Source organism: Marinobacter alexandrii, assembly GCF_005871205.1.
In the GTDB taxonomy this organism is placed as follows: domain Bacteria; phylum Pseudomonadota; class Gammaproteobacteria; order Pseudomonadales; family Oleiphilaceae; genus Marinobacter; species Marinobacter alexandrii.
On the sequence record NZ_SWKM01000016.1, the window covers coordinates 108,794 to 125,330 of the forward strand.

Below are 16,537 nucleotides of genomic sequence, written 5' to 3' on the forward strand. Positions count from 1 at the left end.
GCGGGCACCTGTTCCCCAAAATAATTCCGCTCTCATTTGAGTACGTATTTCTACGTGTGTAAAATGATCAGCCCCCATTTTCAGTGTCGAAGGGTGGTTGTTCGGCTGTGCGCTGATTAACCCTTTGATTGAAAAGCATTTCTACGCGAGAGAACGCTTATGATGACAGGTTTGTATCATCCCGATGAATTCAGGGACAACTGCGGCTTCGGTCTGATCGCCCATATGAAAGGCGAGACCAGCCACAAGTTGTTGCAAACTGCCATCGAGTCGCTGACCTGCATGACCCACCGAGGTGGTATCGCTGCAGACGGAAAAACCGGCGATGGTTGTGGCCTACTGATCCAGAGCCCGGATACCTTCCTGAAAAAGGCCGCCAAGGCTGCCTTCGGCAAAGAGCCCGACGATTTGTTTGCCGTTGGCCAGGTATTCCTGAACCCGGACGAGGCCAAGGCCGCTGCCGGCCGGGCCGCCATTGAAAAGCGCCTGACCGAGCAGGGTCTGGAAATCATGGGTTGGCGTGAGGTACCGGTTGATGACAGCTGTCTTGGCCCTATGGCGCTAGATTGCCTGCCGCGCATTGAACAGGTGTTTGTGGTTCCGGGTGGTAAGGCAGAGAAAGAATTTGCGATCAGCCTGTTCGTGGGTCGTCGTCACGCCGAGCGCGACATGGCCGATGATTCCGAATTTTACATCTGCAGCCTCTCGCACCGGACATTGGCCTACAAAGGCCTGATGATGCCAGCGGACCTGGCGAATTTTTACAAGGATCTGGGCGATCCGGATCTGGAAACCGCCATCTGTGTTTTCCACCAGCGTTTTTCCACAAACACGATGCCGCGCTGGCCACTGGCACAGCCGTTCCGTTACCTCGCTCACAATGGTGAGATCAACACCATTGACGGCAACCGTAACTGGGCCATCGCCCGTGCCGCCAAGTTCAGCTCGCCGGACCTCCCGGACCTCCAAACGCTGCAGCCGCTAGTCAACCTGACCGGTTCTGACTCGTCCAGCATGGATAACATGCTAGAGGTGTTGCTGGCGGGTGGTGTCGACCTGTTCAGGGCCGTACGGATGATGATTCCGCCCGCCTGGCAGAACGTTGACAGCATGGATTCAGAGCTCCGTGCCTTCTACGAATACAACTCCATGCACATGGAACCTTGGGACGGCCCGGCCGGCCTGGTCATGTCCGATGGCCGTTACGCGGTCTGCATGTTGGACCGGAATGGTCTGCGCCCGGCACGTTGGGTTATCACCAAAGATGATTTCATCACCCTGGCGTCTGAGATCGGCACCTACGACTACCAGCCCGACGATGTTGTGGCCAAGGGCCGGGTTGGTCCGGGGCAGATGCTGGCAATCGATACCGAGTCTGGCGAAGTTCTGCACACCAAGGACATTGATCAGCGTCTGAAGTCCGCCCAGCCTTACAAGCGTTGGTTGCGTGAGAAGGCCCTGCGGGTGGAAACCACCCTGAACCAGGACACGCCAGAATTTAAACTGATGGACGCGGATGAACTTCTGGTGCACCAGAAGATGTTCATGGTGTCGTTCGAGGAGCGTGACCAGGTTCTCCGGCCGTTGGCCGAAAACGGTCAAGAAGCCGTAGGCTCCATGGGGGACGACACTCCCATGGCGGTGCTGTCCAGCAAGGTTCGGCATGTTGCCGATTACTTCCGCCAGAAGTTCGCTCAGGTCACCAACCCCGCGATCGACCCGCTGCGCGAGTCCATCGTAATGTCCCTGGAAACCTGTATTGGCGCGGAACGGAACGTGTTCGAGGAATCCGCTGAACACGCCGACCGGATTATCCTGACCACGCCGGTGCTGTCGCCGGCCAAGTTCCTCAAGATCACCAATAACGATCGTCCCGGATTCGAAGTTGCCCGGATCTCCATGAGCTACCGCCCCGAGCAGGGTCTGGAGCAGGCGATCCGTCACGTGTGCGATGAAGCCGAGCAGGCGGTGCGCAATGGCAAGGTAATTCTGGTACTGACCGACAAAGATCTCAAGGAAGGGGAGCTGCCAGTCAGCGCCCTGATGGCTACCGGCGCCGTGCACCATCATTTGGTGGCCAAAGGTCTGCGCTGTGATTCCAACATCCTGGTGGAAACCGGCTGGGCCCGTGATCCGCACCACTTTGCCGTACTGTTTGGCTTCGGGGCGACCGCGGTCTACCCGTACCTGGCCTACCAGGTGCTGAACGACCTGATTCGTACCGGTGAGCTATTGATGGATCCCATCGAGGCCAAGAACAACTACCGGAAGGGCATTAACAAGGGCCTGCTGAAAATCCTCTCGAAGATGGGGATTTCAACCATGACCTCCTACCGGGGAGCCCAGCTGTTCGAGGCCATCGGTCTGGCGGATGATGTGGTTGATCTGTGCTTCAAGGGCGTGCCCAGTCGTATTCAGGGCGCAAGTTTCTTCGATTTCCAGCAGGATCAGGAACAGCTGGCGGGAATCGCCTGGAAACCGCGTAAGCCCATTTCCCAGGGCGGTTTGCTGAAGTACGTGCACGGCCAGGAATACCATGCCTTCAATCCGGATGTGGTAGGTAAGCTCCAGGAAGCGGTCATCAGTGGCGATTACGGTCACTACAAAGAATACGCCGGCCTGGTCAACGAGCGCCCGGTGTCGACGCTTCGAGACCTGCTGGGCTTCCGTAAGGATATCCAGCCCATTGATCTGTCAGAAGTCGAGCCGGTTGATAATATCTTCCCGCGCTTCGATTCAGCAGCCATGTCACTGGGTGCCTTGTCGCCAGAGGCGCACGAAGCGCTGGCCGTTGCCATGAACACCCTGGGTGGTCGCTCCAACTCTGGTGAGGGTGGTGAGGATCCCGCGCGATACGGCACCAACAAGCGCTCGAAAATCAAGCAGGTTGCGTCCGGTCGCTTTGGCGTCACCGCGGAATACCTGCGCAGTGCCGATGTCATGCAGATCAAGGTAGCTCAGGGTGCCAAGCCCGGCGAGGGCGGACAGCTGCCCGGTGGCAAGGTCAATGACCTGATCGCCCGTCTACGTTACTCGGTGCCGGGCGTGACCCTGATTTCACCGCCCCCGCACCACGATATCTACTCTATCGAGGATCTGGCCCAGCTAATTTTCGACCTCAAACAGGTCAATCCGCAGGCGCTGGTGTCGGTCAAGCTGGTTTCTGAGCCGGGTGTCGGCACCATCGCAGCCGGTGTGGCCAAGGCTTATGCCGACCTGATCACCGTGTCTGGATACGACGGTGGCACCGCGGCCAGTCCGTTGACTTCTATCCGCTATGCCGGATCGCCATGGGAGCTTGGTCTGACCGAGACTCAGCAGGCCCTGCGTGCCAACGACCTGCGCGGCAAAATTCGTCTGCAGACTGACGGGGGCATCAAGACCGGTCTGGACGTGGTGAAAGGCGCCATTCTGGGTGCGGAAAGCTTCGGCTTCGGCACCACACCGATGGTTGCCCTGGGCTGTAAGTATCTGCGGATCTGCCACCTGAATAACTGCGCGACCGGTGTTGCCACTCAGAACGAGCATCTGCGCGAGGAGCACTTCAAGGGCACCGTGGAAATGGCCATGAACTTCTTCCGCTTTGTCGCCGAAGAAACCCGTGAATGGCTGGCCAAGCTGGGTGTTCGCAGTCTGGAAGAGCTGGTTGGCCGGGTCGATCTGCTGGAGCGTCTGCCGGGTAACACCGAGCGCCAGAAGAAGCTGGACCTGACGCGTCTGCTGTCCAACGACCACATTCCTGCCGACAAACCACAGACCTGCCAGGTCGAGCGTAACCACCCGTTCGACCAGGGGACCCTGGCCGAGCGGATGGTTGAGGACATTGCCTCGTCCATCGCCAACAAGTCCGGTGGTGCCTGGTCGTATCGGGTGACCAACTGCGACCGTTCCATTGGTGCTCGCCTGTCCGGTGAGATTGCCGGTCAGCACGGCAATCAGGGCATGGTCGATGCGCCCATTACGCTGGACCTGACCGGTACTGCCGGCCAGAGCTTTGGCGTCTGGAATGTCGGTGGCCTGAACCTGATCCTGGAAGGCGATGCCAACGATTACGTGGGCAAGGGCATGACCGGCGGCAAGCTGGTTGTGAAACCTCCCCGGGGCAGCACGTTCAAGACCCATGAGACGTCCATCGTCGGTAACACCTGCCTGTACGGCGCGACCGGAGGCAAGCTGTTTGCCGCTGGCACCGCCGGTGAGCGTTTCGCGGTCCGGAACTCCGGCGCCCATGCCGTGGTAGAGGGTGCAGGTGATCACTGTTGTGAATATATGACGGGTGGTCTGGTCACCGTGCTGGGTTCAACCGGTCATAACTTTGGCGCCGGAATGACGGGTGGTTTTGCCTACGTACTGGACCAGAACAATACCTTTGTGGATAAGTACAACCATGAGCTTGTTGAAATTCAGCGGATTTCGAGCGAAGACATGGAGTCCTACCGCAACCACCTGCGCGGTGTAATCCGGGAGCACATTTCGGAAACCGGCAGTGCGTGGGCTGAGCACATTCTTGAGAATTTCGACGATTACATCGGCCGTTTCTGGCTGGTTAAACCCAAGGCTGCAAACCTACGCAGCCTGTTGGCCAGCACCCGGGCACGTCCGGAATAAACCGACCGGGTCGAACAGGGTTATGGGGCCGCCTTCGCCGGGGTCCCAGTCGAAATTGAGCTGATGAGAGCACCATGATGAAAGAAAGACTGAGTAACGACTTCCAGTTTGTCGAAGTAGGGCGGATTGACCCGAAGAAGGTACCGGCCAAAAAACGAAAGAAAGAATTTGGCGAAATTTACCACCCGTTCACTGCGGATAATGCCTCCAACCAGGCGCATCGCTGTCTGGAGTGCGGCAACCCGTACTGCGAGTGGAAGTGCCCGGTTCACAACTACATTCCGAACTGGCTGAAGCTGGTGTCTGAAGGCAACATCATGCGCGCGGTGGAGTTGTGTCACCACACCAACTCTCTGCCCGAAGTGTGTGGCCGGGTATGCCCGCAAGATCGCCTGTGTGAGGGTGCCTGCACCCTTAACGATGGCTACGGCGCAGTAACCATCGGTTCAGTTGAGAAGTACATTACTGATACTGCGTTTGCTCTGGGCTGGAAGCCTGATATGTCGGCCGTTAAGTGGACCGACCGGAAAGTGGCGGTGATTGGTGCTGGCCCCGCAGGCTTGGGTTGTGCCGACGTGCTGGTGCGCAATGGCGTGAAGCCGGTGGTGTTCGACATCTATCCGGAAATCGGTGGTCTGCTGACCTTCGGGATTCCTGAGTTCAAGCTGGAAAAGTCAGTCATGACTCGTCGCCGCCAGGTGTTTGAGGAAATGGGTGTCGAATTCCGCCTTTCCACCGAAGTGGGCAAGGACGTCATGCTGCAGGACATCATCGATGAGTACGATGCCGTGTTCATGGGCATGGGCACCTACACCTACATGAAAGGCGGCTTCCCCGGTGAGAACCTGCCGGGTGTTTACGATGCGCTGCCGTTTCTGGTTTCAAACGTTAATCGCCGTCTTGGCTTTGAGAAGGACGCGTCCGAATTCATCGACATGAAGGGCAAGCGTGTTGTGGTTCTCGGTGGTGGTGATACCGCCATGGACTGTAACCGTACCTCCATTCGCCAGCAGGCCGAGAGCGTAACCTGTGCCTACCGTCGGGACGAGGAGAACATGCCGGGTTCCCGTCGTGAGGTGGCCAACGCGAAGGAAGAGGGCGTTAAATTCCTGTTCAACCGCCAGCCGATTGCCATCATTGGTGAAGATCAGGTTGAAGGTGTGAAGGTGGTGTCTACCCAACTGGGCGAGCCCGATGAAAACGGACGTCGCCGTCCCGAAGTTGTACCGGGCAGTGAGGAAGTGATTCCTGCGGATGCGGTGCTGGTCGCTTTTGGTTTCCGACCAAGTCCTGCGGACTGGTTTGATGAGCTGAAGGTAGACACCGACGACTCCGGTCGCGTTTCGGCGCCCGAGCAGTCCGACTTTGCTTTCCAGACCAGCAACGAAAAGATCTTTGCCGGGGGCGACATGGTCCGCGGTTCTGATCTGGTCGTAACGGCTATTTGGGAAGGCCGTCAGGCGGCTGAAGGTATCATGGATTACCTGGATATCTGAGTGTCGGCTTGATCCCGATCGGAAGGGCGGCGTACTAAGGGTATGCCGCCCTTTTTTATTGTGGCGAACTGGGTATCATTGCTCCCCATTCGATACGACCATTTACAGACTGAGAATGCTGGATAATCTATGACCGAGCTGAAAAATGATCGCTTCCTGCGCGCCCTCATGCGCCAGCCAGTTGACCGCACCCCCGTATGGATGATGCGCCAGGCCGGGCGTTACCTGCCGGAGTATCGGGCCACCCGTGCCAAGGCTGGCGACTTTCTCAGTCTGTGCAAGAATACGCCGCTTGCCTGTGAAGTAACCCTGCAACCGCTGGAGCGTTTCCCGCTCGACGCGGCGATTCTATTCTCAGACATCCTCACCATTCCCGATGCACTGGGTCTGGGGCTCTACTTCGAGACCGGTGAAGGGCCGAAATTCAAGCACACCATACGCTCCGAGGCTGATGTTGCCGCGCTGCCCACGCTGAAGGCGGAAGTGGATCTGGATTACGTCATGAGTGCCGTGTCGACGATTCGAGGCGCGCTCAATGGCAGTGTGCCGTTGATCGGTTTCTCAGGCAGCCCGTGGACTCTGGCCACCTACATGATCGAGGGCAGCTCCTCGAAAGATTTCCGTGAAGCCAAAAAGCTGATGTACGGTCAGCCCGAGGTTATGCACCGCCTGCTGGATCATTTGGCCAACTCGGTTATCGATTACCTGAACGGCCAAATTCGCGCCGGTGCGCAGGTGGTACAAATCTTTGATACCTGGGGCGGCGTGCTCAGCAGCTGGGCGTACGAGGAATTCTCGCTGCGCTATATGAGGAAAATCGTCGACGGCCTGATTCGCGAGCGAGAGGGGCGTCATATTCCGGTGATCCTGTTCACCAAGAACGGCGGCCAGTGGCTCGAGTCCATAGCGGATACCGGGGCTGATGCTGTTGGACTGGACTGGACCACGGACATTGGCAACGCCCGCGCCCGTATCGGTGATCGGGTAACGCTTCAGGGTAACATGGACCCAGCCATGCTTTACGCGCCACCGGCCCGTATCCGCGAGGAAGTGGCGGACATTCTGCGCCGCTTTGGCACCGGCACCGGCCACGTTTTCAACCTTGGCCATGGCATCACCCCGGATGTGGATCCCGAGAATGCTCGGGCGTTCATTGAGGCGGTTGTTGAGTTGAGCCCTGAATATCATCGCTGAGTACGGGTTTTCTTGACCTAGCCTGCAGCTGAAGCGGTAAGGCCACTGGGGGCGTTTCCAAAAACCGCTTCGAGCACATCCATGTGGGCTTGTTTCCGGCCATCCCTGGCCTCCAACATTTTTGGAAACGGCCCCACAATGGCCTTCGCATAACCTCGGGGGTATATCCCCAAACGCCCGCCGAGCTGAGTGGATGTGGCTCCTTGTCCGGTCTATAGTCAGATAAGATAAGACCGAGCACAGGAGTCACCACTTGGCCATCCAAGCCCCCGAAAAGCGTCGATTTCACCGCATCGAGTTCGATGCCCCGTGCGAGCTGCATTGTCTTGATAGTGTCTGGCCGACTGAAGTTTTGGATATCTGCCTGAAAGGCGTACTGGTTAAGCGGCCGGAAGGATGGGATGTGCCCTTAAGGCAGCCGTGCGAGGTGACCATTCACCTGAACGATCATGAGGCAGCCATCGTGATGGCGGTGGAGTTGCGGCACGTCGAAGCTCACCGGCTCGGATTCAAATGCCAGTACATTGATTTAGATAGCGCCGCCCACCTCAAGCGTCTTGTTGAGCTCAATCTGGGTGATCAGGCATTGCTCGAGCGAGAGTTCGCCCATCTGATTGATTAATCCGGAAGGAAAAGTTGAGGGCCCTTTCGAGCTGGGCAGGAGCGGGTGGCTTTCCTATTTCCAAAAATGTTGTAGGCCAGGGAAGGCCGGAAACAAGTGCACATGGATGTGCTCGTAGCGGTTTTTGGAAATAGGAAAGCCACCCGTCCCGTTAACTCAAAAGCTCAAAACCCTAGAGTTCTTCCAGGGCAGACAATGCATCACTGAGCTTGGTAACCGGAATAACCTTCATACCCTCAATGTCCTTTCGAGGTGCATTGGCCTTCGGCACCAATGCCCGTGTAAAGCCATGCTTGGCCGCTTCGTAAATCCGCTCCTGACCACTGGGCACTGGCCGAATTTCACCAGATAGCCCCACCTCCCCGAAGATCACGAGATCCTGGGGCAGCGCGCGATCCCGGAAAGACGACACGATGGCTGCCAACAGTGCCAAGTCGGCACTGGTTTCCGCCACCTTGACGCCGCCAACCACGTTCACGAAGACATCCTGATCCGACACATGCATACCGCCGTGGCGATGCAGAACCGCCAGGAGCATGGCCAGGCGATTCTGGTCCAGGCCGACTGCAACCCGGCGCGGGTAGCCGCCCTGAGCCATATCGACCAGAGCCTGGATTTCCACCAGCATCGGGCGGGTGCCTTCCCAGACCACCATCACCACGCTGCCGGGCGCTGCTTCCTCGCCTCGATTCAGGAATATGGCGCTGGGATTCTTCACTTCCTTGAGTCCCTGTTCCAGCATCGCGAAGACACCCAGCTCGTTGACCGCACCAAAACGGTTCTTGATGCCGCGCAGGGTGCGGTAACGGCTGTCGCTGGAGCCTTCCAGCAGGATGGAGCAGTCGATCATATGTTCAAGGACTTTTGGCCCAGCGAGGCTGCCGTCCTTGGTCACGTGGCCAACCAGAAACAGGATGGTGCCAGTCTGCTTGGCGAACCGGGTCAGGTAGGCGGCACTTTCCCGAACCTGAGACACCGAGCCAGGGGCGGACTCAATGTCCGCCATGTGCATTACCTGGATACTGTCGACCACCAAAATCCTGGGTTTCTCGGATTCGGCGACCTGCATGAGCCGCTCGACGCTGGTCTCAGAGAGCATCTTCAGGTCTTTGGTGGGCAACCCCAGGCGTTTGGCACGCATCGCAACCTGTTGCAGGGATTCCTCACCGGTCACATACAGCGCTGAAACGCTGGCCGCGAGATGGCAGACTGCCTGCAAAAGCAGGGTGCTTTTACCGGCGCCAGGGTGGCCGCCCATCAGCACCGCCGAACCTTCGACCAGCCCGCCGCCGAGCACGCGGTCGAACTCCATCATGCCGGTGCTGATCCGGGGTTGCTCGGCCAGGCTAACGTCGTCCAGACTCTGGACTTCCGACAGGCTGCCGGCAAACCCGTCGAAGCGGGCACCGCGCGCGCCGCTGTTATTGGCGCTAACGCCGCGAACCTCGCTGACGGTGTTCCAGGCCTGGCAGGCCGTGCACTGGCCCTGCCATTTGGAATAGTCTGAACCGCACTCGGTGCAGACGTAAGCGGTCTTCGTCTTTGCCATCAGGCCAGCTTCTTGTATTTCATACGCTGGGGCACCATGGCCGAGTCGCCCTTACGCTTCTTGTGGTCCTCATCGTATTCGCTGAAGTTACCCTCGAAGTACACCACTTCGCCATCGTCCTCGAACGCCAGGATGTGGGTGGCGACGCGGTCAAGGAACCAGCGGTCGTGCGAGATCACCAGTGCGGCACCCGGGAAGTTCAGCAGCGCCTCTTCCAGCGCACGCAGGGTTTCCACGTCCAGGTCGTTGGTCGGTTCGTCCAGCATCAGGACGTTGCCGCCCTGTTTCAGCAGCTTGGCCAGGTGCAGTCGGTTACGCTCACCACCGGACAAGTCGGCAACGCGCTTCTGCTGGTCGCTGCCCTTGAAGTTGAAGCGGCCAACGTAAGCGCGGGACGGTGTTTCGTAGTTGCCCACCTTGATGATGTCGTTACCATCGGAGAGCTCTTCCCACACAGTCTTGCTGCCGTCCAGGTCGCGCATCTGGTCGACGTACGCCAGTTCCACGGTTTCACCCACCACGATGTCACCGGCATCGGGCTTGTCGTAGCCACCGATCATCTTGAACAGGGTGGATTTACCGGCACCGTTACCACCGATGATGCCAACAATGGCGCCCGGCGGCACGCTGAAGGACACGTCTTCGTAAAGCAGGCGATCATCGAAGGACTTGCTGATGCCGTCTACTTCGATCACCTTGTTGCCCAGGCGTGGTCCGGGCGGGATGTATAACTCGTTGGTTTCGTTGCGCTTCTGGAATTCCTGTGAGCTCATCTCCTCGAAGCGGGCCAGACGTGCCTTGCTCTTGGACTGGCGGCCCTTGGCATTGCTGCGAACCCATTCCAGTTCCTGTTTGACCGCTTTCTGGTGCGAGGCTTCCTGCTTGGACTCCATCTCCAGGCGCTTTTCCTTGTTTTCCAGCCACTGGCTGTAGTTGCCTTCGAACGGAATACCCTGGCCGCGGTCCAGTTCCAGGATCCAGCCAGCAACGTTGTCCAGAAAGTAACGGTCGTGGGTAATGGCAACCACGGTGCCTTCGTAGTCATGCAGGAAACGTTCAAGCCAGGCTACCGACTCGGCGTCCAGGTGGTTGGTGGGCTCATCCAGAAGCAGCATGTCCGGGCCGGACAGCAGCAGGCGGCAAAGCGCGACACGGCGACGTTCACCACCAGAAAGCAATTTCACTTTCTGATCCCAGGCCGGCAGGCGCAGGGCGTCAGCTGCCACTTCCATTTTGCGTTCAATGTCATGGCCATCGGTGGCCTGGATGTAGGCTTCCAGCTCACCCTGCTTCTTGGCCAGGGCATCGAAATCGGCATCCGGCTCAGCGTAGGCGGCGTAAACCGTATCGAGTTCGGCCAGAGCGTCGTGGACCCCGGAAACCGATTCGTCGACGATTTCCTTGACGGTTTTCTCGTCATCCAGCTCAGGTTCCTGGGGCAGGTAGCCAACCTGGATGCCAGGCTGTGGTCGGGCTTCGCCGATGTAATCCTGGTCTACGCCCGCCATAATCCGCAGGAGGGTGGACTTACCGGCGCCGTTCAAACCGAGCACGCCGATCTTGGCGCCAGGGAAGAAGCTCAGGGAAATGTCTTTGAGGATTTCACGCTTGGGCGGGACCACTTTGCCCACGCGGTTCATTGAGTATACGTATTGGGCCATAACAGGGTAGGTCCTCTGTAGTAATCGGAGGTAAATAAAAGGAACTCGCAGATAAGCCACGTAAGGTAGCGAAACCGGAAAACGATAGCAATTGAGGGAAAATCGCAGATTGCGGCGTGCCGGTTTCTGCGGAGGGCCTGTGAGGCCCATAAAAGATGATTTTTTACCCATTTGTAAGATAGAATAGCTGCCCAATTTTTCAGGGAGCCTGCGGAGATTTCCAAAGCTCTCCGGGCCAGTCAAGCACACAGGGGCAGCGCATCCATGTTTAATCGTGAAATGAAAATAGCCGGCTTTGATGACGAACTCTGGAACGCCATGCAGGCGGAAGAGAAGCGTCAGGAAGCTCACATTGAGCTGATTGCATCCGAAAACTACACCAGCCCCCGAGTAATGGAGGCACAAGGCAGTCTGCTGACTAACAAGTACGCCGAAGGTTACCCGGGCAAGCGTTACTACGGCGGCTGTGAGTTCGTCGACATCGCCGAAAATCTGGCCATTGAACGCGCTAAAGAGCTGTTCGGCGCCGCTTATGCCAACGTCCAGCCGCACTCCGGTTCCCAGGCTAACTCTGCGGTGTTCATGGCGTTGCTGAAGCCGGGCGATACCGTTCTGGGCATGAGCCTGGCCCATGGTGGTCACCTGACCCACGGCGCCAGCGTCAACTTTTCCGGTAAGATCTACAATGCTGTCCAGTATGGCCTCAACCCGGAAACCGGCCTGATCGATTACGACGAAGTGGAAGCGCTGGCGGTAGAGCACAAGCCGAAGATGATCATTGCCGGCTTCTCCGCTTACTCCCAGGAGCTGGATTTTGCCCGTTTCCGTGCCATCGCCGATAAAGTGGGTGCTTACCTGTTCGTCGACATGGCGCACGTGGCTGGCCTGGTCGCTGCAGGCGTATACCCGGACCCGGTGCCGCACGCCCATGTCGTTGCCACCACCACCCACAAGACCTTGCGCGGTCCTCGTGGCGGCCTGATCCTGGCCTGCGACGATGCTGACCTGCAGAAGAAGCTGAATTCCGCTGTATTCCCGGGTGGCCAGGGTGGCCCTCTGATGCACGTGATCGCCGCCAAGGCGATCTGCTTCAAAGAAGCCATGAGCGACGAGTTCAAGAGCTACCAGAAGCAAGTAGTCAAGAATGCCAGCGCCATGGCCCAGGTGTTTATTGAGCGCGGATACGATGTGGTTTCCGGTGGCACCAAGAACCACCTGTTCCTGGTCAGCCTGATCAAGCAGGACATCACCGGTAAAGACGCGGACGCCGCCCTGGGCCGTGCTCACATCACCGTCAACAAGAACGCGGTTCCCAACGACCCGCGTTCACCGTTCGTCACTTCCGGTCTGCGTATCGGCACACCGGCCATTACCACTCGTGGATTCGGTGAGTCCGAGTCTCGGGATCTGGCTGGCTGGATTTGTGACATCCTCGATAACCTCGAAGACGACGCCGTAAACGACCGCGTACGCGAGCAGGTTGCTGCTCTGTGTGCCCGTTTCCCGGTCTACGGCTAAACTACAGGCAAGACCCGCCGGCTCCGTCCGCGTATGAACGCGACCGGAGCCGGCTCCTTTCCGGAGTCTTTGATTATGCATTGTCCCTTTTGTGGTGAAGCAGATACCAAGGTGATCGACTCGCGCCTGGTGGCCGAGGGCGATCAGGTGCGTCGCCGCAGGGAGTGCTTGTCCTGTCACGAACGCTTTACCACCTTCGAGAGTGCCGAACTGGTCATGCCCCGCGTGGTCAAGCAGGACGGGATTCGTCAGCCGTTCGATGAGGAAAAGCTGCGGTCCGGCATCATGAAGGCACTGGAAAAACGGCCGGTGAGTATCGAGCAGATTGATGCGGCGTTGAACCGCATCAAGTACCGGCTTCGGGCTACCGGTGAGCGAGAAGTCAAGTCGATGCAGTTGGGTGAGGAAGTGATGACCGAGCTCCGGCAGTTGGACAAGGTCGCCTACGTCCGGTTTGCCTCGGTTTATCGCAGCTTCCAGGACATCAATGAGTTCAAGGAAGAGATTGAGCGGTTGTCGGCGACCAATGGCGAGAGTGCGGTAGACGTAGCGAAGGCACTGGCCGACAACCAATCCTCGAAAGGAAACGTATGATCGACGTCCGTGACCGGGCCATGATGGCGCGCGCGGTCCAGCTTGCCTGGCGTGGCCGCTACTCAACCCATCCGAATCCGAGGGTGGGATGTGTCATTGCAAAGGGCGATCAGATTCTGGGCGAAGGCTGGCACGAACGCGCCGGTGAGGCGCACGCGGAGATCCGGGCACTGAGTCAGGCCGGTCCGTCGGCCCGTGGGGCAACGGCCTATGTCACGCTTGAACCGTGCAGTCACTTCGGCCGCACACCGCCGTGTGCTCGGGCACTGATTGATGCTGGTGTGGCACACGTGTTTGCGGCAACCAAAGATCCCAATCCGTCGGTATCCGGGCGCGGCCTGGAATTGCTGCGCGAGGCGGGCATTCAGGTCACCGAAGGTGTACTGGCGGAAGAGGCGGCACGCCTGAACCCGGGCTTCATGAAGCGCATGAACACCGGGCGACCCTGGGTTCGCTTGAAGATGGCGGCCAGCCTGGATGGTCGAACCGCGATGGCGTCAGGGGAGAGTCAATGGATTACAGGCGTCGAGGCGCGTCAGGATGTTCAGCGTTTGCGAGCTATCAGTGACGCCATCGTTACCGGTGTCGGCACAGTATTGGCAGACGATCCATCGCTCACCGTCCGCCGGGAAGAGCTGGGGGATATCGGCGACGCCACGGAGCCATCCCGGCAGCCGCTGCGAGTTATTGCGGATCGGGACGCCCGTACCCCGGCCTCGGCAACCATCCTCAAGGGCGGCAACGTGCAGGTGTTCTGTGCTTCGTCGACCCTGGCGACCGCGCCGGCGCAGGATTTGGCGGCCCTGGGGATAAGCATCAACGGGGTTGCCTGGAAAGATAACGGCATCGACGTGGCGGAGTTGCTGGATTCCCTGGGTGAGCTGGGCATCAACGAACTGCTGGTGGAAGCCGGGCCAACACTCGCGGGCACCTTCATCAGCGAAGGCCTGGTCGACGAACTCTGGCTCTACCAGGCGCCGGTGTTTCTGGGCAGCACCGGGCGTCCGACTGCGCATCTGCCACTGGAGTCCATGGCAGACAAAGTGCAGTGGATAGTGCTTGATCGACGTCAGGTGGGTGAGGATCAGCGACTGATCCTGGCGCGCCGGTAATCATTAAATTCACGGTGTCCCGGCAACCCGAGGCTGCCGGCAAACCGCAAGGGTGCAAAACTGTATGGCACTGAACAGCATTGAAGAAATCATCGAAGATATCCGTCAGGGCAAGATGGTCATCCTGATGGATGATGAGGATCGCGAAAACGAAGGCGATCTGGTGATGGCGGCTGAACACTGTTCCGCCGAAGCCATCAATTTCATGGCCCGTTTCGGTCGTGGCCTGATCTGCATGCCCATGACCCGCGATCGTTGTGAACAGCTGGGCCTGCCGCTAATGGTGCATCAGAATGCCTCTGGTTTTGGCACCAAGTTCACGCTGTCGATTGAAGCGAAAGAGGGTGTGACCACCGGTATTTCCGCTGCCGATCGCGCCCGCACGGTTCAGGCCGCAGTGGCCCGGGATGCCAAGGCGTCGGATCTGGTCCAGCCGGGCCATATCTTCCCGCTGATGGCCGATCCCGGTGGCGTACTCAGCCGAGCCGGGCACACCGAGGCGTCCTGCGACCTGGCTGCATTGGCCGGATCGGAGCCCGCTGGTGTTATCTGCGAGATCATGAACGATGATGGCTCCATGGCCCGTCGGGAAGATCTTGAGCGGTTTGCCGAGGAGCACGATCTGAAGATTGGCACCATTGCCGACCTGATCCACTACCGCACCATGAACGAGCGCACCATTGAGTGCGTGGAAGAGAACACGCTGGACACCGAGTACGGCAAGTTCAACCTGCGTACCTATCGGGACAACATTCAGGGTGCTACCCACCTGGCCATGGTCATGGGTGATATCCGTGCTGAAGAGCCGGTTCATGTGCGTGTGCACATTACCGACACCCTGCGCGACCTGCTTGGTGCGCGCCGCAAGGATTCACGCAGCTGGCCACTGCACCACGCCCTGGAGAAAGTGGCAGCCGAGGGCCGGGGCGTCGTCGTGTTGCTGAACAGTGCTGAGGACAGCTACAACCTGGAAGACCGTATCCACGAGTTCTTTGATGAAGGGAAAGGCTCCGCTGGAAAGGGCAGCTCCGGTGTTTATTTCACCGTCGGTACCGGCTCCCAGATTCTGCGGGACATCGGCGTTGGTAAAATGCGCCTGTTAAGTCCGCCTATCAAGTTCTCCGCCATCTCCGGATTCGATCTGGAAGTGGTTGAATACGTTCCCTATACCCCTAATTGATTAACCCGGTCATGACCAACGCGTCGTGACCCGTGAAGGAGCCATGCATGGCAGATATCAAAGTAATTGAAGGTGATTTTACCCAGTGCAGCGGACGGTACGCGCTGGTCGTTGGCCGTTTTAACGGCTTCGTCGTTGAAAGCCTGGTGGACGGAGCGGTGGATACCCTGCGTCGCCACGGCATTTCTGACGATGACATTACCATTATCCGTGTTCCCGGTGCTTACGAGATGCCGCTGGCGGTAAAACGCGTTGCCGAGACCGCCAACTACGACGCAATCATTGCTCTGGGCGCGGTGATTCGTGGTGGCACGCCTCATTTCGAGTATGTCGCCGGTGAAGCCTCCAGTGGTCTGGGCGCGGTCAGCCTGGAAACCGACGTACCGGTCACCTTTGGCGTGTTGACAGTGGATTCTATCGAACAGGCTATCGAACGTTCAGGCACCAAGGCCGGTAACAAGGGCGCGGAAGCGGCCATTACCGCGCTGGAAATGGTCAGCCTGTTCAAGAAGCTGGGTGAGTAATGAGCGCAATTGACGATAACACCCCACAGCCAGCCCCGAGCGGCCAGCCCAAAGCCGGCGATCGCCGCCGCGCCCGGGCCCTGGCTCTGCAGGGACTGTACCAGCGCCACTTCAGCAAGAGCTCGATTTCGGACATTGAGGCCGAGTTCATGGTTGATAACGACATGGCCAAGGTGGATCTGCTGTATTTTCGCGACCTGTTGCGGGGCGTGCACCGGGAGCAGGTCGATCTCGACCAGTTACTGGAGCCGTACCTGGATCGCCCGCTGCAGGAAGTGGATGCCATTGAACTTGCCATCGTTCGCCTCGGTGCCTATGAGTTAAAGCATCGCCTGGATGTGCCGTACAAGGTGGTAATCAACGAAGGCATTGAAATGGCAAAGCGCTTTGGCGGGACTGAGGGTCACAAGTTCGTCAACAGTGTTCTGGACAAGCTCAGCCGTCGTTTGCGGCTGGCAGAGACACGTTCCCGCTAGGGC

Annotated in this window: 12 protein-coding genes; 10 read left to right on the plus strand and 2 right to left on the minus strand. The window is 58.5% G+C overall.

All coding sequences use genetic code 11. The annotated features are described in order from the left end of the window. The first annotated feature begins 159 nt into the window (after window positions 1–159). From gltB to FCS96_RS18990, 4 genes are all read left to right on the plus strand, one after another. Window positions 160–4,608 carry a glutamate synthase large subunit gene (gene gltB, locus FCS96_RS18975; RefSeq protein ID WP_138441922.1) on the plus strand — a complete coding sequence of 1,483 codons (4,449 nt, stop codon included), beginning with the start codon at window positions 160–162 and terminating at the stop codon, window positions 4,606–4,608. Between the two features lie 77 nt (window positions 4,609–4,685). Further along, window positions 4,686–6,104: an FAD-dependent oxidoreductase gene (locus FCS96_RS18980; protein ID WP_138441975.1), complete on the plus strand. Its 1,419-nt coding sequence runs from the start codon at window positions 4,686–4,688 to the stop codon at window positions 6,102–6,104. Window positions 6,105–6,233: 129 nt separating this feature from the next. Continuing rightward, window positions 6,234–7,298 (plus strand): uroporphyrinogen decarboxylase, encoded by a 1,065-nt coding sequence (gene hemE / locus FCS96_RS18985; protein WP_138441923.1) that lies wholly within the window; start codon window positions 6,234–6,236, stop codon window positions 7,296–7,298. A gap of 253 nt (window positions 7,299–7,551) precedes the next feature. After that, window positions 7,552–7,920, plus strand: coding sequence for a PilZ domain-containing protein (locus tag FCS96_RS18990; protein ID WP_138441924.1), 369 nt, complete (start codon window positions 7,552–7,554; stop codon window positions 7,918–7,920). 172 nt (window positions 7,921–8,092) lie between these two features. On the opposite strand, the gene radA is transcribed toward FCS96_RS18990, so the two are convergent. Together radA and ettA are read right to left on the minus strand one after the other, a co-directional pair. Then, window positions 8,093–9,469 (minus strand): DNA repair protein RadA, encoded by a 1,377-nt coding sequence (gene radA / locus FCS96_RS18995; RefSeq protein ID WP_138441925.1) that lies wholly within the window; start codon window positions 9,467–9,469, stop codon window positions 8,093–8,095. Beyond that, window positions 9,469–11,130, minus strand: coding sequence for an energy-dependent translational throttle protein EttA (gene ettA, locus FCS96_RS19000; protein WP_138441926.1), 1,662 nt, complete (start codon window positions 11,128–11,130; stop codon window positions 9,469–9,471). Before ettA ends, radA begins: the two co-directional genes overlap by 1 nt. A 264-nt stretch (window positions 11,131–11,394) precedes the next feature. Here ettA and glyA point away from each other — a divergent pair, with 264 nt between their 5' ends. The 6 genes from glyA (at window position 11,395) to nusB (ending at window position 16,534) form a co-directional block, all read left to right on the plus strand. Then, window positions 11,395–12,648: a serine hydroxymethyltransferase gene (gene glyA, locus FCS96_RS19005; protein WP_138441927.1), complete on the plus strand. Its 1,254-nt coding sequence runs from the start codon at window positions 11,395–11,397 to the stop codon at window positions 12,646–12,648. 75 nt (window positions 12,649–12,723) lie between these two features. Further along, entirely contained in the window at window positions 12,724–13,242 is a 519-nt protein-coding gene (gene nrdR / locus FCS96_RS19010; RefSeq protein WP_138441928.1) for a transcriptional regulator NrdR, read from the plus strand. Further along, on the plus strand, window positions 13,239–14,354 hold the full coding sequence (gene ribD / locus FCS96_RS19015) for a bifunctional diaminohydroxyphosphoribosylaminopyrimidine deaminase/5-amino-6-(5-phosphoribosylamino)uracil reductase RibD (protein ID WP_138441929.1): 1,116 nt from the start codon (window positions 13,239–13,241) through the stop codon (window positions 14,352–14,354). The genes nrdR and ribD overlap by 4 nt, the downstream gene beginning before the upstream one ends. Before the next feature lie 64 nt (window positions 14,355–14,418). Continuing rightward, on the plus strand, window positions 14,419–15,534 hold the full coding sequence (gene ribBA, locus FCS96_RS19020) for a bifunctional 3,4-dihydroxy-2-butanone-4-phosphate synthase/GTP cyclohydrolase II (protein ID WP_138441930.1): 1,116 nt from the start codon (window positions 14,419–14,421) through the stop codon (window positions 15,532–15,534). Between the two features lie 47 nt (window positions 15,535–15,581). Continuing rightward, complete coding sequence (gene ribH, locus FCS96_RS19025; protein ID WP_138441931.1) at window positions 15,582–16,058, plus strand: 6,7-dimethyl-8-ribityllumazine synthase; 477 nt, start codon at window positions 15,582–15,584, stop codon at window positions 16,056–16,058. Next, window positions 16,058–16,534, plus strand: a complete 477-nt coding sequence (gene nusB / locus FCS96_RS19030; RefSeq protein ID WP_138441932.1) for a transcription antitermination factor NusB — start codon at window positions 16,058–16,060, stop codon at window positions 16,532–16,534. The genes ribH and nusB overlap by 1 nt, the downstream gene beginning before the upstream one ends. Window positions 16,535–16,537: the final 3 nt, after the last annotated feature.

Coding starts and splice junctions, on each gene's coding strand:
- gltB (WP_138441922.1), top strand. CDS start 160: ATGATGACAGGTTTGTATCATCCCGATGAATTCAGGGACAACTGCGGC.
- FCS96_RS18980 (WP_138441975.1), top strand. CDS start 4,686: ATGAAAGAAAGACTGAGTAACGACTTCCAGTTTGTCGAAGTAGGGCGG.
- hemE (WP_138441923.1), top strand. CDS start 6,234: ATGACCGAGCTGAAAAATGATCGCTTCCTGCGCGCCCTCATGCGCCAG.
- radA (WP_138441925.1), bottom strand. CDS start 9,469: ATGGCAAAGACGAAGACCGCTTACGTCTGCACCGAGTGCGGTTCAGAC.
- ettA (WP_138441926.1), bottom strand. CDS start 11,130: ATGGCCCAATACGTATACTCAATGAACCGCGTGGGCAAAGTGGTCCCG.
- glyA (WP_138441927.1), top strand. CDS start 11,395: ATGTTTAATCGTGAAATGAAAATAGCCGGCTTTGATGACGAACTCTGG.
- nrdR (WP_138441928.1), top strand. CDS start 12,724: ATGCATTGTCCCTTTTGTGGTGAAGCAGATACCAAGGTGATCGACTCG.
- ribD (WP_138441929.1), top strand. CDS start 13,239: ATGATCGACGTCCGTGACCGGGCCATGATGGCGCGCGCGGTCCAGCTT.
- ribBA (WP_138441930.1), top strand. CDS start 14,419: ATGGCACTGAACAGCATTGAAGAAATCATCGAAGATATCCGTCAGGGC.
- ribH (WP_138441931.1), top strand. CDS start 15,582: ATGGCAGATATCAAAGTAATTGAAGGTGATTTTACCCAGTGCAGCGGA.
- nusB (WP_138441932.1), top strand. CDS start 16,058: ATGAGCGCAATTGACGATAACACCCCACAGCCAGCCCCGAGCGGCCAG.